Below are 20340 nucleotides of genomic sequence, written 5' to 3' on the forward strand. Positions count from 1 at the left end.
GCGGAGATCACCAAGGTGCATGCCGACAACTACGGCGTCTACGGTGTGCGCAAGGTCCATGCCGAACTCAACCGGCAGGGCCACCGGGTGGCCCGCTGCACCGTGCAGCGGCTGATGAAACGAGCTGGGCTGCGCGGCATCAGCCGCACCAAGGGGCCGTGCACCACCGTGCCGGCACCGGCCCCGGACATGCGCCCGGACCTGGTGGAGCGCTCCTTCACCGCCATGGCCCCCGACCAGTTGTGGGTGGCCGACATCACCTATGTGCGCACCTTCGCCGGGTGGGTCTACGCCGCCTTCGTCATCGACGTGTTCTCCCGCCGTGTGGTGGGCTGGCAGGTGTCGAAGTCACTGCGCACCGACTTGGCTCTGGACGCACTGGAGATGGGCCTGTGGAGCCGCGAGCACGCCGGCCGCAGCGTCGACGGGCTCATCCACCACTCCGACCGCGGCGTGCAGTACGTCGCGGTGCGCTACACCCAACGGTTGGCCCAGGCCGGCGCGGTGGCCTCGGTCGGTTCCACCGGTGACTCCTACGACAATGCTCTGGCCGAGGCGTTCCACTCACTGTTCAAGGCCGAGCTGGTGCGCAACCGCGGGCCGTGGAAGGACATCGACGACCTCGAGTTGGCGGTGGCCGAGTACATCGACTGGTTCAACCACCGCCGTCTGCACGGCGAGATCGGCCTGGTCCCGCCAGCGGAGTTCGAAGCCGACTTCTACCAGCACAATCCCGCATCGGCACCCGCCGATGCGTTGGTTCCAAGCCTCTAAAAAACCCGGCACGAAACAAGTGAAGCCTCACCCGCTATCACGCACCAACTCGTAAGGCGATACGGTCCTGGCGCCGCCAGGCGTAGACGGTCTCGGTACTGATGTCCAGATCGTGTGCCATATCGGCGACGCTGCGCCCTGCTTCGACCGAGTCCAAGACCTTGCGGCGGAACTCGGCCGGGTATCCACGATGTCCCACGATGCCCTCCTTCAAGGGGCACGTGGTCCCAGGATCCAGAAAAACCGACTCCAAAAAACGCAGGACACACCATGTCTGCGTGCGCGGCCCTCAGGCCTGGGTGGCGCCCTCGTGGACGATACGGCGATGGAAGAAGGCGAGGGTGGCCAGGACGAAAATGAGGGCGACTCCTGCGACACCAGCGGCCATGAACGGTTCGGTCCCGGTGGTACCGGTCACCTCGGGCGAGAAGGTCTGGGGGTTTTGCAGCAGGGCGAGCCGGTTCAGGGTCCACCAGGTGGCCCAGCCGACGAAGCCGGCCATGACACAGGCCTCAGCCAGAAGCATCCCGCGGTGGGCGGCTGTGAACGTCCACCCATTGATGTGCCGGGCGAAGATTTGCTGGGCGCGGGTACGCACGTAGATCAGGCAGGCAGCGAGGCCGGTCAGTGCCACGACCACGCCGAGGGCGGCCAGGTTGGCGGTACGGATGCGCACCTCGGACAGGAGCCGGTCGTGTTGGTCGGCAGCGGCGAGCGCAACGGGCTGCAGCCCGTTGACGTAGGACGACAGTGGTTCTTGAGCAATGGCTGTCTCCACGTCGGTGGGGTCCGGGAACAACAGGTACCCCTGAGAGGCGAGGTGGGCATAGCGGGGCGCAGGCATCATGCCGTTGGGGATCACGACGATGACGGCATCGGTGAGCAAGGGCGTGGCTGTGAGAGTGGCCTGTTCGGTCCGACCGTAGGTGAACACCTGTTGCCCGCCGGCCAGCGCGAGGACCTCGATGTCGACGGGCTCGTCGTCTCTCATCTCGAAGTCCAGCCATGCCTCCACGCCCTCAAGCAGGGTAGGGGCGAGATCGGCGTGTGACTCGGGGATGAGAATGCGCACGCTCTCACCAGGGCCGTAGCGCTCCCCGTCCGGGGAGAGGAGTTCCTGATGTCGCAGGTAGGTGTCATTGACCAGCAGTGCTTCGAAGTCCGGATAGGGGGAGCCGGGCGGCACGTAGTAGTCGGCCTGCCCAGGGCGCACCAGGATCGTGTCTCCGTCTGTGTCGGTCTCGCGCAGCCACGGTCCGATGTCCGTCTCGAAGGCCTCCTCCATCTCCTCTGCCCGGACGCTGCCGAGGAACGTGATCTGGGAGGTGTCGTCCGCCTCGACGAAGTGGTCGAAGCCTTCCTGGGAAACCCGCACTTCTCGGGCGGAGCCCGCTAGAGCGCCGATCGCGCCGAAAGCCAGGACCAGCACGGTGATCCGGACGGTGTAGGTGGCCAGGACCGTCGAGCGGACCGGGAGCTTGCCCTTGAGTGTGCCAAGCACGTCGGACAGGTGCAGCATCCCGAGAGCGAGCGCGTGTGCGCCCACCGCGGCCGCAGTGAGACCGGCGACCACGTATCCGGTGAGGGCTGCGAACTCCCGGAGCTGCGCCCAGCCGTTGTAGAGGCCGAGAAGGGTGAGTGCGAGCACGGTGGTGACGAGAGCTGCGACCACCCATACACACGCGATCCGGAACAGATCGCTACCGAGGATGCGCAGGTAAGAGTGGCCGTTGAGCCGCATCACACCGTAGGCCTTGGCGTTCAACAACACACCGGAGCCAACGACGACGACAATGCACAGCGCGGTGGTCACCAGTGCGTTGAAGAGGTCACCTTCCAAGAGGTAGTCCTCCCGGTGGAGTACCCGTTCATCGTCACGGTGGGCGAAGTCGCCAACCAGGCCGACGTCGGAGAGCGCGTCTTGGACAGCATGCGCGTCCTCCTCTTCGCCAAAGACCATGTAGTAACCACGAGGATCAGCGAGGGAGAGTTCGGAGAAATCGTGCACCTCGGTGCGCATGGCCGGGCTGAAGTCGGGGTACCCGCTCTCTGCCCATTCGGCACCCGGACCGGACGAATCTCCAGCGGCGATGTAGAAGTGACGCAGATTTCCCGGATCCCGGAGGTCAGGGATGTTGAGCACGACCGTACTTCTCGTGCTTTCAGCCGCTCTTTGAACTGCAGCAGCGACCTCCGCCGAAGTGGATATGTTGCTGTTTTCCCTGATCCATAAGAGATGTGGGTTTCCGGCAGCCACATCTCGATCGGCAAGGCTCATTGCAAGGAATGCCAGAATGATGGACATCAAGACAGAGATGATGTGACCGAAGGCGATATTGCGGTGTAGCACGGGTCTCGTTCAAAGTGGTTCCACGGCGGCCCGCCGACCAGAGGGACGAATGGCGGGCCCTGTCTGCTTCAGCGCGTCAACAGCTGTTTCTCCAGTACGACTTGTCATCCGCGTTTCATCGTCTTCTTCATAAGAGGCCCCCTGACTGACCTGTGGGGAATTCACAGGGGTTTTCCCTTAAAGACTCGAACCATGAGTGAAGCTACCAGAACTACGAGCAGCCCACCTGACCCAAACAGCTCAGAACTTCACCATTAAGCGCCTTCTCACATGTCTAACCTGCACACTTTCACTACGTGAGTTTTTCGTGGCCGGATCCGGCCACATAGAAAACAGCAGGTCAGAAGTAATGCAACCAGGAGATACTTTTGATCCGATGGCCGACTGATCCCCCCACGGCCAAGGCCCCGAAGTCCTCGCGCCCTGCCGAGGAACGCACGAAAGCGGACTTGGACAGATCGCGGGGACGGACCGAGCTTTGACATGCAACAACGGGCACGGCCCTGAAGCCTCATGGAGTTGCCGGAAAACCACTTTCCATAAGGGCACACGCCCGTTGCGTCATCCTCCCGCGCCCATGCTTCTCCTCAGCCCCACCCGCGCAACCACCCACCCCCACCAATGCGCCCATCCCGGCCTGAGGGACCCTGTCCACCGCCAACGGCCCATGCGGTCCACGCGGCCGCCGCTACAGCCTGCCCGCCTTGTGCGTGTGCGCCCTGACCAGCGCCGACCACGCCACCACCTGCGCCATCATCGAGCGGACCCGCAACGTACCCGAGCACGTCCTCCCGGGTTTGGGCCTGCCCGTATGCCCTTTCACCCGACACATCAACGTCCCCGACGAGCACACCCTGCACAACCTCCTCACCCGCCTGGCCCCCGCCCGAGGAGTCCCGTCATATCGCCTACGCCGCCGGCGGCAAGGCTCAGCGCGACGGTCAGGTGCATCTGCTTGTGCGGATCGATGCCCAGTGTCACCATGGTGGTGTCCTGTCCTTGTCTTTTGGTGGAGGGACGGGACTGCTGCCAGGGCTCTGCCGTGGGGGACAGATCTACTGTGAATTATGGGATGCACAGGCTTCTATCAGGTCACTCTCACAGGCAGGGCCCTGGTGTGCGAGCGCTGGTGGACACGTCACGAGAAAGCCATCTCGGACAGATCTTGTAGGAGTCACCCCAGCGTCGCGATCGGGGAGAGCTCCCGTCGAAACCCTCCCTGACACCACCATGGTGGACCAGTAGATCTTGCACCTGCGGTCAACTTCACCCTGCCCCGCTGCTGCCCTATCACCGGCCAAAGTGACCGCAAGTACAAGATCACCGGAAGAAAAGCCGCTGGCCGGGGTGGGGTCGACTGGAAACTTTCGGCCACTCCTGCGCCTGCACCCACTCCTGCGCCCACATCCGCGCCCGTGTCCGCACCTGCTCCTTGCTCCGCTCGGGGACGCCGCCACCGAGGGAAACAAGGGCGGAGGCCGGCGCGGACTGCCCATGGCCCGGGTGCGCGAGGAGGCTGCGCAGGGTGTGCTCGTCGAGCGTGTGGCCTTATGGACAGTGGTTTCTCGACAATTCCATGTTCCTTCAGGCTCGTGCCGGTTTCTGCATGCCAAAGCTCGGTTCTATCCCCGCAACCCGGTCAGCTCCGGCTTTCGTGTGTTCCTCGGCAGAACGCGAGAGCTTCGGGGCCCTGAAGGTCACCGGATGTCAGGCAGAACCTGCTGCCGAGCAAGAGTCAGCCTGCGTTGTCCTCGATCCACCTCGAGGACGACCACCGAGAGCTCCTCACCCACCCGGACCACCTCCTCCGGGGTTTCCACCGGCGCTTCCGTCGGTTCTCGCAGATGCACCAAGCCCTCAACACCATCGGCCACCTCGACGAAGACACCGAACGGCACGAGCTTGGTGACGCGCCCACACAGCACCTGCCCCTCTCGGGCAGTGTCGGCGAACACCTGGAACGGGTCGGGCTGCATCGCTTTCAGCGACAACCGGGCCTCTCCGTTCGATGTGTCGAACCTGAGGAACTCGCATGAGACACGCTGACCGACTTGAACGATGTCCGAAGCCGCATCGAAGCGGTGCCAGGACAACGCGGCATAGGAGATGAACCCGACGCCGGGGAAAGCAGGGTGGCCGGGCCCCTCGTCCAACCTCACGAACACGCCGAACGACTCGATCGACGCGATCACGCCGGACACGATCTCGCCGTAGCGAAGCCCTTTGAGGAACGCCCACAGCTGTGGGTTCTCCGTGGCAGCCATCGACATCCGGACTCGGCCCGCCTCCCTGTCGACGGCGATCACCTCCGCCGTGACACGCTGGCCGACCTCCACTTCCCTGTTCGTGCGCGCGAACCGGGTCCAGGAGACGTCCAACGGTCCGACCACCCCCAGTGGTCGTCCAGGAAAGCCGTCCAGGGCCACTACCACGTCACCGTCACGGGTCACCTTGGTGACGGTCCCGCTGCAATGCTCGCCGCGACGGACCGTTGCCAAGAAATCTTGAGCAGCCTGACCATCCGATGTTTCGTCCATGACGCTTCAGCCTGTCAGAAGAAAGCCCGAACGGCTCTGCCGATGCGTTTCGCACCGCAGCCGCGCCCGAGTCATAGTGGATGAGTCCGGAAGCAATCCGCTCCGCATCCAACGCACTGCGGCAACGTCCTGCCACTTGTGGGCGCAGGACCCTGGTCAGGCGAGTGAGGATCTCATGGGAGTCGACCGTGAAGATGCCGCGTCCGGCCTGGGAGAGCCACGGTTCCGAGTGGCCGAGGAGGCCTGCCGGCACGCTTTGGGAGTAACTGCGGCGTCGGCGGGCGTGTGTGATCGTCCGGCCTCGGGTGGCGGGGGCCACGGCGTGCCTTTCGGTCAGAGGCTGTTCACGGTGTCGATGACCTGCTGCCAGGAGGGCAGACGTTTCTCGTAGGGGGCGTGAGGGTCGTGCAGGACGGTGACCGCGTCCATGGAGCGCAGGGTGTCCAGGGAGCGGGTGAACGCCGGGTGGGACGCCAGTTGGGGCTTGCAGTGGGGCACCACAACGGTGGGCACGCCGTATCCGGCCATCTCGCACAGCAGGGCGATCGCGAAGTTGTCGGCCAGGCCCTGGGCGAACTTGTTGGTGGAGTTGAAGGTCAGCGGGCAGGCCAGCACCGCGTCAGCGGGCGGTAGGGGCTTGCCCTGGCCAGGCCTGCGGAATGTCACCCGGACCGGGTCGCCGGTGACCTCTTCCAGGCGGGCGGGGTCGTGGAAGTCCGTGCCGGTGGGGGTGGACAGCACCGTCACCCGCCAGTCATGACCTTGGAAGGCCTGAACGAGTTCGACCACCCCCTCCGGCGCGGGGGCTCCGGACAGCACCAGGTACAGGGTTCGCGGCATGGCCCGAGTGTAGAGCCGAGCCGCCGAGCGAACCCGGGATTCAACCGTCTCGAACGAAGAACGCGGCAGATGTCAGCCGCCCGAGTCCCGAGAGGCGGTTTCGGCACTCCATTCACATCTTCCCTGACCAGGGCTCACACTCAAGTGTTCTGGCCGGAACCGGCAACAGGAGCAATCCCATAGCTCATCTTAGCTAGTGTGCCGTCATGACGTTCGACAGCTAACCGACACCTGCGGCAGATGTCCGTCGTTGAGGAGGAGATATTGGAGTCGATTCCGGGCTCATCAGGGGCAAGAAACCAGGATGACACCCCGTCGCTCATCCTCAACTATCCAACAGCAATGCACTTCCCGGCTATGCCGTCACCTGAACAGATCGTCTTCACCTACGACCCTGACGAATTCGAGAGGTTCGTCGAGGAGTGGGTTCCTGCGCTGGACAGTCTGTACGTCCGGGTAGAGCGCCAGGGAGGCGCGGGTGACCACGGCATCGACGTAGCGGGCTTCCTCACTCACCAGGGCTTAGAAGGCCCTTGGCACAACTACCAGTGCAAACGTTACAAGAGAACGCTGGCTCTGAGCACCGCCACGGGTGAGATGCGGAAAATGTTCGCGGGCGTCGTCACCGGTGAGTTCGTCATACCAGAGAAGTACACCTTCGTCGCTCCTTCGATCGGCCCCAGCCTGCAACAGGCCCTGCAACGCCCGGTCGCTACCCGGAAGGACTTCGTAGAAGAGCTGCGCGATACCACAGACAAGGTCATCACCGACCTGGGCCCGCGATTGAGGCGTGAGGTCGAGGAGTTGGCGGCGAACACGTCATTCGAGATCTTCCGAACCGTCAACATGAAAGAGATGCTCGAGCAGCACAAGACCACTAGCGCCTGGGCGAAGCGGTTCCCGCCACAGTCTCCACCCCGCCCGACCATCATGGAACCACCCGAGAGGCCGGAGCCGAGTGAGGCCCGCTACATACAGCAGTTAGTCCAGGTATATGCCGAGCGTTGGCCCGATCACACCAGCACCCTCGACCAGATCGCACAGCATCACAAGGCTGGTCCTCACCTACGCCACCAGCGTGAAGCATTCTTCAGTGCCGAGTCTCTACGCCGCTTCGGAGAGGAGGCTTATCCCGAAGGTCATTTCGAGGCCATCGTCAAGGACATCTACGACGCCGTGATCGACGTGGCGAGAGACGATCACCCGACGGGGTGGAAGCGTCTAAGTGCCGTCATCTCGGAGGCGCACAGTGTTGGGCTGACTCAGACAGTTTTCGCTCAGCATGTGAGACCTCTGGATCGCCGCGGGGTATGCCATCACCTGGCGAACGAGGACGAGCTCACATGGTGTGAGGAAGAAGGCTCATGAAGCCGCTGAACGGGCCCCTGGAAATCGGCGTGCGGGCGCTAGTGCTGCTCTCAGAGAGCCACCCCGATGCCCTGGACCTTGCCGAGATCGCACTCCTGGACTATGCCATGCTACACAGCGCAGAGTTTGACGGGCCGCCTAGCTTGCACCCGGATCTACCTGCTCGCACAGGAGAGCTCGCTTTGAAGCGCACAATTTTCGAACAGGCACTTCTGGTCCTAATCCGCGCCGGTCTTGCTGAACTCGAAACTGGCGACAGGACTGGTTTGGTTTACCGGGCTACTGAACGTGGTCCGGCTTTTGTTGACATCCTCAGAGCTCCGTACGTCCTACAGCTCCGCGAACGCGCGAAGTGGGCCGTCCACGAATGGGCTCCGAACACTAACGTACGTGTCGCCACTCACGCCTTGCTCACAACTCATCCTGCCTCCATGAACAAACACCCGTCGGAGGGCCATCGTGAATAGTCTCCAACTGGTCCACCTCACCTACGCCGGACCGGGCAAGCCGTCAGCACAAATCGTCTTCGGGCCCGAGCTGACTACGATTTACGGCGCCTCCGACACCGGGAAGACCTTCATCGTCAGGTCTATCGAGTACATGCTCGGCGGAGCCAAGCTGGAGATGGTTCCTGAGACCGAGGGGTACACCCAGATCCTCCTCGGCCTGCTGCTGCCCGACGGCAGCCCGCTGACCCTCGTCCGGCGTCCCGGCACTAACTCCACACATTTGCATCGCGAGGACATTCGCAGTCTGATCCAACGGCCACCTGACGCCATCGTGAACTCGGTGCATAACGCGCGCAGTAAGAACAGCCTCTCAGTCCATCTGATGCGCGCCATGGGTTTAGACGAGGTTCTCATCCGCAAAAACGAAGCTGGCGGCACCCGTTCCCTCACGCTGACCGATCTGGTGCACCTGTCCGTGGTTAATGAGGATCGCATGATCGCCATGCCCTCACCGGTCTTACGCACTGGCACCGCTACCACAAGGACCGCGGAGACGTCGGTCATGCGGTTCCTGCTAACCGGGGAGGGAGACTCTCCCACCGACGCTGGTCCGAATGCGGGGCAGCGGCGTGTAAATAAGGGACAGATCAACCTTTTGGACCAGCTTGTGATCGATCTATCCCAGAAACTTGAATCGGACGAGACCGAATGCGAGCTCAAGGACCGCCTGATGCGGATTAAAACCGCGATTAACACACAGAGCAGCGCTCTTCGCATAGCCGACGACGGTCACCGGGAAGCGATACGCAAGCGTATGACGCACGCCCGCAAACTTGCTGAGTTAGACGAGCGATTGGCCGAGGTTAGCGATTTGCTGGGACGCTTCAGTCTGTTAGAAAACCAGTACCGCTCCGATCTCGAGCGTCTAGTGATGATCAACGAGGCTGGCAGTATCCTCGGCTACTTCCGCGTTGGCACTTGCGTCTTTTGCGGAGCAAAACCTGAGCACCAGCATCCCGGTCACAACCAGCATGAGACCACTCAACTCCACATTGCGGTTCAGGCGGAAGCCGAGAAGACGACTGGCCTGCTCACTGATCTCCTGCCGACTATCGCAGACCTCGCCAGCGAGCAGGAAGAAGTCGCCCAGTCTTGGCAGACCACCAAAGACGACCTGGAGGCGCTGGACGAACTCATCACCGAAGCCGAGAGCCAGCTGGTACCGCTCAGAGAGGGGCTTCAAGAACTACTAGATGCACGATCTGCAGTTGAGCGAGGGCTGGAACTGCATGCGCGGATCGCAGAGCTTGAGGACAAACGCTCTCGCATCGATGGAGAGGGGGCGGTGCCTGCTACCCGACCTGCGGAGTACATCGGTGCTTCGGTCGTCAACGACTTCGACTCAGTTCTCCAACGCACCCTGAGCAATTGGGAAGTACCAGGGGTCGACAACGCCGGGTATGACCAATACAATGCCGAGGTCTGGGCCGGGGGCCGCACGCGCGCTAGCCGTGGCAAGGGTGTGCGATCCGTATTGCATTCAGCTTTCACCACCTCGCTAGCCCGCCACTGCATCGAACGAGACCTCCCCCATCTCGGCTTCGTGATTTTAGATTCCCCTGTGGTCACCTATCGCCAGCCGTTGAAAAGCACCCCGGAGGACCCCGACATACCCGACGTGCGAATCACATCCACCGTCGTGGAGCGCTTCTATGAGGACATGCTTGCCTTCCCCGGACAGGCCGTGATCATCGAGAACGGCGATCCGCCCCTCGGTGTCCTTTCTGAGGCCACCACCTACAGTTTCACCGCTGCCGACGGCCGCCCAGGATTTCTCCCGTGAGGCCTGTCGATGTTTTGTGCTGGAATGGTCCTATAGATGTCGAGCAACACTTCAACATGCGCGAGCCTGAATTCCTACTGACAGAAGCCACTTTCTTGTTCCGCCAGAGAAACCAAACCGAACTCTCCATGCCACCATGCGAGGCATCACTGAGCCACTCCGCAACACACATCCCGTAATTGGCATCCGAAGTGGGGCACTCACCTCTGGAGCGCTTAGGGCGTATTCTGTGGATCTTGAGTCTCGGGTCTGTGGCTCTCAACGCCGGTGTACAACCGTTATATGAAACGCAGATTCGAGCTCACTGACCAAGAGTGGAATTTGGTCCGCCCCCTGCTAATCCCATGAAGCCTCAGCACAGAGGCTGCTGGCGTGATCACAGCCAGGTAAGGTGCCCCGAGGTTTCCGGGCAGGGACCAAATAACATGGACCCGTAAGGAAACGGGGAAAATATGGCCAGGCAAAGCAAGTGCTCACCAGAGTTCCACGAGGAAGCGGTCCATGGTAATCGAGATACAGAAGCCGATCGCCCAGGTCGCGAAAGACCTCGGCATCAACTCCGAAACACTCCGCAATTGGGTTCGGCGGCACAAGCGGGACCACCCGCGCGGTCCGGGACCTACCCGAACGGGCCCTGCTGTTCTTCAGGATCGGTTACGAACCCGAACCATCGGGAACTTGAACGAGCCCTGTCAGTAGGTCAGTCTGACCAACCAGTCTCAGGCAACCAGCGACCGCGGTCGCGCGACCCGTTCAAGAGCGGGTTCATGCAAGCCCCCACGTGCTCGAGTGCAGCCTCCATAGTGTGAAGTGCCGTGTCGATCTTGGTCTTGCGAGCATATGACCTGTAACCGATTGGCCACTGTGGCCCTGGCGGCACCATCTGCTCAGGTAGTCGCATCCCTCGGCGCTTGCTCTCCGATTGCAACGACCGAGAGATGGGTTCGGCCTCAAGCTCGCATGTAGACACGATGAGTGCCAGGTCTACCAGGTCGCGGTACCGCGACGAGGTACTCTGCAGATCACCGTAGAGCTCGTACATTGCGCAAACCTTGTCCGCCACCTGGTCCGCCAGGGGGTACACCACAATTTCGGGAAGCTTGGCCAGTCCGGGGATTTCAACGACGGGTGCGGGTTGGATCCGCTCAGGCGCAGCCAGCAGGTGCAGCTCGCGCGCAAGATCGATGGGGAAGCCGCTGTATTTGGCACCGATATAGGCGGTGACGCTGATCTCGACAACTGGATTCGTGCGGCTATAAGAGATCCCGTCCTCGATCACAAACGTGAGATGATCACCCTCACGCGGAGCTGTGAGCGCTCGTAGCTCAGCGACCGCCGCATCTGGTGACAGATCCCCAAGATGAAGTAGATCTAGGTCCTTGGAGAAACGCGCCTCAGCAAGCCGCATCAGCAGGCTCGCGCCGCCCTTGAGTACCCAATGGCCATGGGGCTCAGAAAAGATCAGCGCGAGGAACCGCTGGAACAGGAACTCTCGTCGTAGCTGCTCGAGCAACCGACCGCGAGTTTTGGCCTCACTCTTCAGCCGATCCTCGAGCGCCCTGCGGAACGCGTTCGTCGTGACGTACTGCGGCGACCCATTGACCATGCTTTCTTACTATCCATCCTCGGTAGCGCGCGGCTCGACCTCAGGCAGCGGGGTCCCAGGAGCCCGAACGGCCTCACTGACGGTACGGGCGAGCCGGGATACTTCGGCCACCTCCGCGTACTGCTTCGCGAGACACTGCATACCTGGGGACTCCAGGTGGCGCGCGAGCTCGGCCATGGCCTTCATCGCTGGTGAATTCGCGACCTGCTCGCTGATCCGGGCATCCGATGTGATCGCACGCTGAATGGAGGCGATCTGTTCACTGAGCTGCTGCAGTTGCATCTGCTCGTCTGAATGCCACCGAACCCGAGACTCGTCAACGTTGTCGAGCGCCCGAGCCCTCGTGAGCTCGACCGCGCGCTCGATCGGTTCAGAGATGCCGGACTCCTGGAGAAGACGAGAGAGAAGAGCCTTGCCATCGCCCATCCGCGCGCCGTAGTGGTGGGCGTAGTGCCGGAGCACGTCAATGAGCTGCTGGTCGTCGACCTGCTGTCGAGTGAGCGCATCACGCACAACACTGGCGAGGTGGCCGCCATCGACACGCGCAGCTGCAAGGTCGGCCACCGTTCGGACAACCGATGTCACCGGAAGCCCATCGATCGCTATCCACTCTTCCTTTCTGACCTGGCCACGGTGAATGCGAATGTCGGGCCGCCGTGTCTGCTTGCGCTCTCCGCTGGTGAATTCGTACTGATCTGCTTCCAGGTCCCCGAGCTCGTGGATCGCTGCCGCAGATCGGTGTGACACCACGGCTGGCGCATCGTCAAGAAGACGTTCTCTGGCCCGGCGGGCAGGGTTGAGGGCAAGCCAGGCCGCACGGAGGCCGTCAAGCGGCGAGGGTGGAGCCCCCGTCACGCGGTAGACGCCGTGCATCATGCGCTCGAGGGCACCCTGGTTGGCGAGTCGTGCGACCGCTTGAGGAGACACACCCAGGGAACGGGCCTGCGCAGTCGTCACAAGGCCCCACTGCTCGGCCGCAAGGTCAGCAAGATCGAGGGCAGCAGACATCTTTCCTCCTCCCAGGTGCTGCAATACTACATCACAGCCTTACTTTTGCAGCAGCAAAGAGGATAGATGGGTTAGGCGTACAGACTTACACAGTGCGTGACTCGCGTGGGCATCGACCGGTGACAAGTACAGCCAAAGGCAGTCAGGACCGGCATCACATGTGTTGCCGTACAACTCTGCTCAACGAGAACGACCTCACGTTCAAAACCTGGACCGGGAGGTCTTTGGTCCGACGGCCCCGAATTCGAAGCTGCCGAGCGCGCCGCAAAACCTCAGCAGAGAGGACGCGCCAGGAACTGGAACGAAGCCCTCACCACACTCCAAGCCCCAGACGTTCCCCGGCTCCTCCCCGGTGCAAGGTCTGGCTTTTCCCGACCGGAGCTGGCACACCTCGATCGGGCAGGCGAACAGCACAGCCCGGATCAGCGAGGGACGCAGATCCGGGCTGCTGCCGCCCAGATATCAGTCCTTCACCGCGGCAGGGTCCATTCGTGCCAGAAGCATCGACAGCCCTTCCCTCGTGCCGGTGTGCGGCTCCTCGGACTCGGCCAGGCGGAGCACGGACACCGCCTCCGCCGACAGGGAGACGTCCGGCCACGCTTCCAGTGCGGCGACCGCTGCCGAACGGGCCCCGATGCAGCGGTTGCGCAGACCCGCGCGGATGAGCGGCCAGCCCGATCCCGGAGCATGGACCAGGCCCCGCAGGACGCTCTCCAAGGCCAGATCGTTCTCGTAACCGGGCCCCACCGACGACACCTCGGAAGGCCCCGTCGACAACTCGTCGACCGGTAACACAGCGCCGGCCAGTTCCACGAGCTCGTTCACCCGCTCAGGGCCTGCCCAGCGGAAGGCCCGGTACCAGGAGAGGAAGTCCTGGGGCACGGTGCTCAGGCGTCGGAGGACGGCGTCGAACGGACGCATTCCCAAGCGGTCTGCTGCTGCCAACGCGACATGGAAATCCTTGTCCTCAGGATCGTCCAGGTGCGCATGGACCTGTGCCTTCCATTCGGGACGCTCGAGTACCCGTTCGAACCGTCGGCCGAGCTCGACGACCTCGCCGGCCGGAACCCCCAGCCTGTCAGGGCCGCCGAGCAGATGATTCCGAATGACCACCAGATCGCTGAAGCGTCCCAGTACAGCAGGCGCGTCGCTGATCAGCTCGGCGTAGCGTTCCAGGGCGGCGAACGCGTCCGGGTAGTCGGCCAGCCCTTCGGCCGGGCCGCCCTCGGACAGGATCATGGCGCTGAGGATGCCGCCCGCCCCGTCGAGCAGTGCGTCGTCCACCTCCCCCGGGGCTCCGCCACCGGCAAGGGCGTCCAGCAGCCTGCCGTTCACCGCGGCGAAATGGGCGAGGTATTCGTCCATGATCCCGCTGCGGAACCCCTCGCGCAGCAGCCAGGCCAGGATGGTGGGGTCGGTGGTGCCCTCCAACCGCTTCACCGCGTGGATGCGGCCCCATCCTGTGGCCCGTCGGGCGAGACGGAACAGATCCGGTTCTGGGTCGGGTACGGAGCGCCACAGCGCGACAGCCGCATAAAGGGTGAACTCGTCCAGTGTTCCGAGCAGGACGAAGAGCTCGCGTTCGCGTTCGTCTCCACACAGGCCCAGCAGCCCGAGCGCGATCTTGATCGCGTTGCGGTGGGTGCCGTTCTCAAGCACCCACCGGAAGAGCGTCCGCGCACGTCGACGGGGCACTTTGCGTGCGGCGAGTGGTTCGAGGAGATCGTCGACGACCGTCAGGGCGTCGGTATCGGCGAGCGCGTCGTGGAAACGCTGTGCAGCAGCGATGTCGGGAGGCCCCTCGACGGTTCGGGAGATGATCTCGGCCAGGGCGTCTGCCTGTTCCGTATCCGCGTTGACCCCGAAGTGGTGGATGCGGACCCCGTCGAGGACGACGCTGTGCACCATGTCGTTGGCCCAGCCGGGAGGATCATCGGGAAAGGGTCGACCATCATTGGGCCACGGGGGCTCGCCGTGCTCGGCGAAAAGGGAGGTGATGTGTTGAAAGAAAGTGGATCGTCCGTCGGCGGGGGCGCCGAGGGTCCACTCGAGGGCGCTCAAAGGCCCGGGCGGAGGCCGCCCTTCCGTGCAAGGTTCATCATCATGGCCGCAAGGATGGCGTATTCCGCTCTCAGGTGCAAGGCCGAATCAGCTGGTCTTCCACGACCGGCAACGCCGGCACTCAGCGATCGGGGAGCTGACACCCGTAGAGTTCGAGGACAAACAGCCGGGCACTGTGGCCTGAGGATCCAGAAACACGGCTCCATCAGACCCGGCACGAGACAGATACCGCTGACCGGGCACGGGACTGCGGAGCATCACCGCCGTCCCGTGGCCGGCAAGAACCTTGCGCGCTGCCGTCGGACGCCCTCAAGGCCGATGCGGGCCCCGTTCATGCTCTGCGGTCCCGTACCGAGGCACCCCGGGCGACATCGCCCGACTCCGGACTTCTCATCCGACGGTCGCAGGTCCGAGCATCGCGGTATGACACTGCCCTGCCCTCCCAGCGGTCGAGAGTGACAGCAGCAGCAAGATCACCGGGAGGAACACTCAGCAGAGGTCGTTGCGGGCGCTGTTGAGGAAGGTTTGCCACTCGGAGGCGGGGAAGACCAGCATGCCCAGATCGCGGTGCTTGGTGTCGCGCACCGCGGTCCCACCTACCAGGTCAGCCACCTCGACGCAGTCGGACGAGGTTCCGCTGTAGCTGGACTTGTGCCAGTTGGCTGCGTGCGGCCTCATAACCCCTCCTTCTCCAAGACCTTGGCAGTGCGCTCCAGAAACTCGACCGTTTGCGCAGGACGCCAGGCGTCCGCAAGGAGACGTTCGAACACGTCGGCGTGCCTGTCCAAAGCGTCTTGATTGTCCCAAAAAAGACTTGTGCCGTCAGCGACGGTAACCAGAACCGACAGCTCATCCAACGTGAGCAGGGTGAACTTGCCGATCTCCAGAGCTGCGTGAGCTCCTGCCTCGAAAGGCAGGACCTGGAGAGTCACGTTCCTCTGCTCCGCCAACTGGGTGAGGTGTCGGATCTGCTCGATCATCAGCCTAGAGCCTCCGACAATGGTGCGGATCGCTGCTTCGCTGACGATTGCCCAGAGATGCGCGCCGTTCTTCTGCCAAGCCGCTTGCCTGGTCAAACGGATCTTGACACCTGCGTCAACCTCCTCCGGCGGTGCACTGGGCATAGTGCCTCTGAACAGAGCCCGTACGTAGCCCTCGGTCTGCATGAGCCCGGGTATGAGAACGGGCTCGTAGGTGCGGATCCGGCGTGAGGCGCTCTCAAGTCCGATGTATGTGCCGTAGTCGTCAGCGACACCGCTGGACTGCCACCAGCCTGATGAGCGTGCTTCCCTACGCATGTGGAGAAGCCGTTGGACGGCCCCCGCATCCAGCCCGTAGTACTCCAGCAGTCGCTCCAGGCTGCCTGGTCCTGGGATCACCCCCTCGACGCCTGGCGTCTCCCATCGAGACACGGTGGAGATGTTGACCTTGATAGCTCGTGCTACCTCGGAAAGCTTCCTATCTCCACGCAACTTGCGCAGGTCGGTAGCAAGTTGCCATTGGGCGACAGTGGGGCTCATTGTCATGCAGTCCATACTGCCTCTGGCTTCGACCTCAGCCAAATTTTTGGGGAATTTGTATATGCGGATTGCATCTGCGGGTTTCATCGTCTCTAATGTAACCAGGGCCTCACCCGCGCACGGTGGGAGGAGGGACTCGTGCTGAGGAGACGTCATGGCTGGTAGTCGTGGGAGAGCAGCCGTCGGCTTGGGGGCGAGCTGGAAAGGGCTGGGCGCCATCCCGTGGCGAACACGGAAGCGACAGGACCTCTCTCCTGTCCTCCTCCCAGGTAGCGCCGGCACCACGCTGATGCCGCACCAGCAGGACGAATCAGGAGAGAGCAACCCCGGGCACCACCTCTCATGCAAGCTCGAGCAAGCCCTCGGTGCCGAAGGAGAACTGTGGGGCACATGGGCCGCAGCCCGTCTGGGCGGCCTCTTCCGGCACCGGCTGCTGAGCCTCGCCGACATCACCGCCGAGGCTTACCAGGTCCGCACCTACGCGGCACTCCTGGCCCCCGGCCCCTACCTCATCGACGACTACACCGCCGCCGCCATCCGCGTCGAACGCCGGATAGGTGCGCCTGAGCCCAGCCCCAAATACGCCCGTACAAGACACCTCCATCCGAGAACGCGACAAGGTCTGAACCGACCTGTTCGCCACTCTCCAAGCTGAGGAGCCCCTCCAGCGCGTCTCTGGCCTCACACCGGGCTGCCCATCCGGCAAACCGCACCGGCCACCGACCGAACGTCACACAAACCACAACACGGGGGACAGCAGCACAGAAACCCACACAAAAGGCCCCGGGGGTGCTGGTACCACCCACCGGAGCCGCGCCGACAGAACACCCACAACATGAAAGGGATTCATCGACATGACCATTGTGCCGCGTCCGCGCGCGCCGTTCCACATCCCCACCCCGCCCTTTGCGGGGCGGCGGTGGCCCTCTCGCTTCTACCCGGGCGACCTGGCCCAGGCCCGCTGGGTGCGTGCCGATCTGGCCGCCGACCTGTCCCGGCTCGAAGGGCTGTGCCCACAGGTGGCCGACGACGCCGTACTGTGCGTCGGCGAGATGTTCGCCAACGCCTGCGCCCACTCGCGCTCCGGCGAGCCCGGCGGGCGCGTCATGCGTACCCTGTTCCAGCCCGCCGTCGACACGGTGCGCCTGTGCCTGGTCGACGGCGGAACCCGCACGGACGCCCCCGCCCTTGCCCGTGTGCCTGCCGAGCGCACCTGTGCCGAGTGGGACCTGGCCGAATCGGGGCGCGGGCTGCTGATCATCCAGGCGCTGGCTCTGGACTGGGGCAGCGAGTCGGCCACCGACTCGCCCTTCTGCGCCGGCCGGGGCACGGCCGTGTGGGCCGACTTCGCCCTCACCAGCGTCTGCGCGCCCGCCGGCTCCCCGGAGGAGGCCCGGTGACCGACACCGCTCCGGCCACCGAGGGGGTGCGCGCCGTCCTGGCCGCACCCCACGGCCGCCGCTTCTCCCGCCCCGCCGCTTCGCTCCCGCGACAGCAGCGGCTCCTGGCCCAGATGCAAGGCAACCCCCGCGTCCAGCGCCGCCTGGCCCAGGGCGAGCTCCCGCTGTGGATGCACATCCAGGCCGAACGCCTGGCCGCCGAGAACCAGCAGGCCCGCCCCGACCGCACCGGCACGACCCCGGTCCCGCGCCCCCGCTCGGCCCCCGACGACGGCCCACCGCCCGCGCCGACCCCCAAGCGGCCGCTCCGCCCCCGGCCACCGCTGCCGCGCCGCCACCCGGACCGCCCGCACAGCCACCGCAAGCCCGCGCCCCGCCCGGGCCCGGCCCTGATGGTGGCCGCCCACGTCCTGGCTCTGGGGGTGGGGGTCCTGGCCGCTCACCTGCTCTTCTTCCTCTGACCCCCGACACAACGGCCGCGCCAGGGCCCCGCCCCGGCGCGGCCGTCCGCCGCTGTCCCGCACGCTTCCCGGCACCGCGCTGCGGTCGTGCCTCTTCTCGGGCATCCTCCTGCCGCGCTCCGGGAAACAGTTCCGAAGGCAGAACCGGACTCACGGCGCCCAGGGCAGCCGTACGGCCTCGATCTCGGTGTCACTCAGGAGGGCTTCGATGAGCGCTGCGGGACCGGCCACCTTGGTGGCCCACAGGTCGTAGTCGGTGCACACCACCCACGAACAGTCTTCCGCCCAGAGATTGGACGGGCTGAAGTCCGCCTCAGGGAAGTCGTACAGGATCTCGGCGTCACCGAGTCGGCCGGCCCGGACATGCAGGCTGCCGTAGTCGGCGGTCCTGAGGGTCAAGGGGCTGTGGTAGCTCAGACAGCGGGTGTCCGCTCCTGCCGGACTGCACTGGTCGAGGATCTCGATCAACCGTTTCCAGCTCTGCCGATCCAGGCTTCCTTCGGTGGGCGGGACGATACCGAGCGGCCAACTTCCCTGCCTCTTGGCCGAGGGGAAGCAGCGGTAGGAGGGCAGCAGTCCCTCGGGCACCGGCGGATCACCGACCCTGCGAGCCAACTCCTCCCAGCGCAGACGCCGCCAACCGGGGCCCGGGTGCTCGGCGCGGCCCAACCCGCCTCCGATGACGGTTCCCACCCGTGTGAGGTCGACGTCCCCGAAGCGCCAGGGGGAGACGCCCGTATCCACCGACCGGGCGCGATGGTAGTCGTCGTACGTCCTGTCGGACGGGCCGTGTTCGTGTTCGTACATGGGGTGGAGCACCCAGACGGCATCCGGCAGCGGCGGTGGCATGAACCCGGTGAGACCGTCGTCCCCGGTCAACTCCGCCAGCCGACGGGTCTCCCCCGACGGCACGACCTGCCAGCGGGCGGTCAACTCTGTCATCCGCCCATGCTCCCACCCCCGATGTCCGGACCTGCTTCACAGCCGTTGAAGGCGGCCCTGGACCGTGTCCGTACTGTCGAGAGCCACCAGGTCGTCTCCGTCACCGGGCTCGGAACCGTCACGGCGGAGTCGGCCGAGGCCTCCCGGGTCGCTGCCCCGCAGACTCCGCGTCGCCGTCGGCGACGGCGGGCCGGAGGCTCCGAGGCGGGCCTGATGGCGCAGGCCGGGTACTTCCGTCGTCCGAACACATGTCCTTCGCACCGGGTCGCCGAGGCACCGGGCAGGGCATGAAGCAAAGGTCCCCTGCTGTCGCGCGCCGGGGTCGCCGAAGGCGGGGCGCCCGCATTTTTCGGAACCGCCGATACCCGGTAGCGTCATGGCATCGGTGATGCAGCCACTGCAGAGCCGCGCCTCACCGGCGCGAAGGTCGGCTTTGAGGAGCTACAGAAGATGTTCCGGGAGCCGGCACGGTACGTACCCGCGGTGAACGACGCGGCGGTGCACGGCATCGTCTACCCCCGCCGGTCCCTGGTCCTGGTCGCCGGGGTGCCCGGGGCCGGGAAGAGCACCCTGCTGCGGCGGCTGTTCGGGTTCCGCGAGAACGAGCAGCGGACCGTGTTCACCGCCGAGGGTGTGCGGGTGATCGACTCGCTGCAGTCCCGCCACCGTCTGGCACCGCTGCTCGGCCGGATCCCCTACCCGCTGTGGCGCTGGGTGGTGCACGTGCTGCACCTGGCCCGGATGGCCGCGGCGCTGCGCGGCGGCCCGGTGGTGCTGCACGAGTGCGGGACGCGGGGCCCGATCCGCGTGCTGCTCGCCCTGCTCTGCCGACTCCGCCGGTACGAGATGCACGTGGTGATGATCGACGCCACTCCGCAGGAGGCCCGGCGCGGGCAGGACGCCCGGGGCCGGCGGGTGACCGAGCGCAGCCACCGGTTGCACTCCCGCCGCTGGCGGCGGCTGCGCGCGGCCGCGCGGCGCGGGCCGGCGGCGTTCGCACCGGGCGCGCGCAGCCTGCTCGTGCTCGACCGGCGCCGGGCGCGGGAGCTGGCCTGGATCCGTTTCGGCACCTGCGCGGACACCCGCGGTCCCCTGCGCACCGCGATCGAACCGCCCCCTGTCCGGCGCAGGCCCGTGCTGTCCGACACCTGACGGCACCGGTCGGCCGCACTCACGCGGTC

At 64.6% G+C, this 20340-nt stretch carries 18 protein-coding genes; 8 read left to right on the forward strand and 10 right to left on the reverse strand.

Annotation, left to right across the window (positions count from 1 at the left end):
* Positions 1 to 774 (forward strand): IS3 family transposase (locus tag FHS13_RS02335; protein ID WP_184286749.1); only part of this gene is annotated, 774 nt, incomplete at its 5' end.
* A 37-nt stretch (positions 775 to 811) separates the two neighbouring features.
* On the opposite strand, the gene FHS13_RS02340 is transcribed toward FHS13_RS02335, so the two are convergent.
* From FHS13_RS02340 to FHS13_RS02355, 4 genes are all read right to left on the reverse strand, one after another.
* Positions 812 to 973, reverse strand: coding sequence for a transposase (locus FHS13_RS02340; protein WP_184286752.1), 162 nt, complete (start codon positions 971 to 973; stop codon positions 812 to 814).
* 90 nt (positions 974 to 1063) lie between these two features.
* Positions 1064 to 3079 (reverse strand): hypothetical protein, encoded by a 2016-nt coding sequence (locus tag FHS13_RS02345; protein ID WP_184286755.1) that lies wholly within the window; start codon positions 3077 to 3079, stop codon positions 1064 to 1066.
* Between the two features lie 1742 nt (positions 3080 to 4821).
* Complete coding sequence (locus FHS13_RS02350; protein ID WP_184286758.1) at positions 4822 to 5661, reverse strand: S1 RNA-binding domain-containing protein; 840 nt, start codon at positions 5659 to 5661, stop codon at positions 4822 to 4824.
* Positions 5662 to 5994: 333 nt separating this feature from the next.
* The gene (locus FHS13_RS02355) at positions 5995 to 6501 is read right to left on the reverse strand and encodes a flavoprotein (RefSeq protein ID WP_184286761.1); all 507 of its coding nucleotides are present in this window, start codon (positions 6499 to 6501) and stop codon (positions 5995 to 5997) included.
* A gap of 240 nt (positions 6502 to 6741) precedes the next feature.
* Between FHS13_RS02355 and FHS13_RS02360 the strand changes: the two genes are divergently transcribed.
* The 4 genes from FHS13_RS02360 (at position 6742) to FHS13_RS21920 (ending at position 10860) form a co-directional block, all read left to right on the forward strand.
* Positions 6742 to 7869, forward strand: coding sequence for an ABC-three component system protein (locus FHS13_RS02360; RefSeq protein ID WP_221442278.1), 1128 nt, complete (start codon positions 6742 to 6744; stop codon positions 7867 to 7869).
* Complete coding sequence (locus FHS13_RS02365; protein WP_184286765.1) at positions 7866 to 8336, forward strand: ABC-three component system middle component 2; 471 nt, start codon at positions 7866 to 7868, stop codon at positions 8334 to 8336. The genes FHS13_RS02360 and FHS13_RS02365 overlap by 4 nt, the downstream gene beginning before the upstream one ends.
* Complete coding sequence (locus FHS13_RS02370; RefSeq protein ID WP_184286768.1) at positions 8329 to 10161, forward strand: coiled-coil domain-containing protein; 1833 nt, start codon at positions 8329 to 8331, stop codon at positions 10159 to 10161. The genes FHS13_RS02365 and FHS13_RS02370 overlap by 8 nt, the downstream gene beginning before the upstream one ends.
* A 501-nt stretch (positions 10162 to 10662) precedes the next feature.
* Positions 10663 to 10860 carry a transposase gene (locus tag FHS13_RS21920; protein WP_184286771.1) on the forward strand — a complete coding sequence of 66 codons (198 nt, stop codon included), beginning with the start codon at positions 10663 to 10665 and terminating at the stop codon, positions 10858 to 10860.
* A gap of 1 nt (position 10861) precedes the next feature.
* On the opposite strand, the gene FHS13_RS02380 is transcribed toward FHS13_RS21920, so the two are convergent.
* From FHS13_RS02380 to FHS13_RS02400, 5 genes are all read right to left on the reverse strand, one after another.
* On the reverse strand, positions 10862 to 11767 hold the full coding sequence (locus tag FHS13_RS02380; protein ID WP_184286773.1) for a nucleotidyl transferase AbiEii/AbiGii toxin family protein: 906 nt from the start codon (positions 11765 to 11767) through the stop codon (positions 10862 to 10864).
* A gap of 9 nt (positions 11768 to 11776) precedes the next feature.
* Positions 11777 to 12775 carry a type IV toxin-antitoxin system AbiEi family antitoxin domain-containing protein gene (locus FHS13_RS02385; RefSeq protein ID WP_184286777.1) on the reverse strand — a complete coding sequence of 333 codons (999 nt, stop codon included), beginning with the start codon at positions 12773 to 12775 and terminating at the stop codon, positions 11777 to 11779.
* A gap of 462 nt (positions 12776 to 13237) precedes the next feature.
* The gene (locus FHS13_RS02390) at positions 13238 to 14683 is read right to left on the reverse strand and encodes a hypothetical protein (RefSeq protein ID WP_221442279.1); all 1446 of its coding nucleotides are present in this window, start codon (positions 14681 to 14683) and stop codon (positions 13238 to 13240) included.
* Between the two features lie 642 nt (positions 14684 to 15325).
* The gene (locus tag FHS13_RS02395; protein ID WP_184286780.1) at positions 15326 to 15514 is read right to left on the reverse strand and encodes a DUF397 domain-containing protein; all 189 of its coding nucleotides are present in this window, start codon (positions 15512 to 15514) and stop codon (positions 15326 to 15328) included.
* Positions 15511 to 16443 (reverse strand): helix-turn-helix domain-containing protein, encoded by a 933-nt coding sequence (locus FHS13_RS02400; protein WP_184286783.1) that lies wholly within the window; start codon positions 16441 to 16443, stop codon positions 15511 to 15513. The genes FHS13_RS02395 and FHS13_RS02400 overlap by 4 nt, the downstream gene beginning before the upstream one ends.
* A 767-nt stretch (positions 16444 to 17210) precedes the next feature.
* Here FHS13_RS02400 and FHS13_RS02405 point away from each other — a divergent pair.
* Both FHS13_RS02405 and FHS13_RS02410 read left to right on the forward strand, forming a co-directional pair.
* On the forward strand, positions 17211 to 17756 hold the full coding sequence (locus tag FHS13_RS02405) for an ATP-binding protein (protein WP_184286786.1): 546 nt from the start codon (positions 17211 to 17213) through the stop codon (positions 17754 to 17756).
* Positions 17753 to 18217, forward strand: a complete 465-nt coding sequence (locus tag FHS13_RS02410) for a hypothetical protein (RefSeq protein WP_184286789.1) — start codon at positions 17753 to 17755, stop codon at positions 18215 to 18217. The genes FHS13_RS02405 and FHS13_RS02410 overlap by 4 nt, the downstream gene beginning before the upstream one ends.
* Positions 18218 to 18367: 150 nt before the next feature.
* Here FHS13_RS02410 and FHS13_RS02415 read toward each other — a convergent pair whose 3' ends face one another.
* Positions 18368 to 19159: a hypothetical protein gene (locus tag FHS13_RS02415; protein WP_184286791.1), complete on the reverse strand. Its 792-nt coding sequence runs from the start codon at positions 19157 to 19159 to the stop codon at positions 18368 to 18370.
* Positions 19160 to 19609: 450 nt separating this feature from the next.
* Between FHS13_RS02415 and FHS13_RS02420 the strand changes: the two genes are divergently transcribed.
* Entirely contained in the window at positions 19610 to 20311 is a 702-nt protein-coding gene (locus tag FHS13_RS02420; RefSeq protein WP_184286795.1) for an AAA family ATPase, read from the forward strand.
* Positions 20312 to 20340 lie beyond the last annotated feature (29 nt).

The sequence above is a fragment of the Nocardiopsis algeriensis genome (assembly GCF_014203695.1).
In the GTDB taxonomy this organism is placed as follows: domain Bacteria; phylum Actinomycetota; class Actinomycetes; order Streptosporangiales; family Streptosporangiaceae; genus Nocardiopsis; species Nocardiopsis algeriensis.

Bases quoted from the DNA above. Each gene is read 5' to 3' on its own strand.
- FHS13_RS02345 (WP_184286755.1), bottom strand. From the start codon at position 3,079: ATGTCCATCATTCTGGCATTCCTTGCAATGAGCCTTGCCGATCGAGAT.
- FHS13_RS02350 (WP_184286758.1), bottom strand. From the start codon at position 5,661: ATGGACGAAACATCGGATGGTCAGGCTGCTCAAGATTTCTTGGCAACG.
- FHS13_RS02355 (WP_184286761.1), bottom strand. From the start codon at position 6,501: ATGCCGCGAACCCTGTACCTGGTGCTGTCCGGAGCCCCCGCGCCGGAG.
- FHS13_RS02360 (WP_221442278.1), top strand. From the start codon at position 6,742: ATGTCCGTCGTTGAGGAGGAGATATTGGAGTCGATTCCGGGCTCATCA.
- FHS13_RS02365 (WP_184286765.1), top strand. From the start codon at position 7,866: ATGAAGCCGCTGAACGGGCCCCTGGAAATCGGCGTGCGGGCGCTAGTG.
- FHS13_RS21920 (WP_184286771.1), top strand. From the start codon at position 10,663: ATGGTAATCGAGATACAGAAGCCGATCGCCCAGGTCGCGAAAGACCTC.
- FHS13_RS02380 (WP_184286773.1), bottom strand. From the start codon at position 11,767: ATGGTCAATGGGTCGCCGCAGTACGTCACGACGAACGCGTTCCGCAGG.
- FHS13_RS02385 (WP_184286777.1), bottom strand. From the start codon at position 12,775: ATGTCTGCTGCCCTCGATCTTGCTGACCTTGCGGCCGAGCAGTGGGGC.
- FHS13_RS02390 (WP_221442279.1), bottom strand. From the start codon at position 14,683: ATGGTGCACAGCGTCGTCCTCGACGGGGTCCGCATCCACCACTTCGGG.
- FHS13_RS02395 (WP_184286780.1), bottom strand. From the start codon at position 15,514: ATGAGGCCGCACGCAGCCAACTGGCACAAGTCCAGCTACAGCGGAACC.
- FHS13_RS02400 (WP_184286783.1), bottom strand. From the start codon at position 16,443: ATGAAACCCGCAGATGCAATCCGCATATACAAATTCCCCAAAAATTTG.
- FHS13_RS02405 (WP_184286786.1), top strand. From the start codon at position 17,211: ATGACCATTGTGCCGCGTCCGCGCGCGCCGTTCCACATCCCCACCCCG.
- FHS13_RS02415 (WP_184286791.1), bottom strand. From the start codon at position 19,159: ATGACAGAGTTGACCGCCCGCTGGCAGGTCGTGCCGTCGGGGGAGACC.
- FHS13_RS02420 (WP_184286795.1), top strand. From the start codon at position 19,610: ATGTTCCGGGAGCCGGCACGGTACGTACCCGCGGTGAACGACGCGGCG.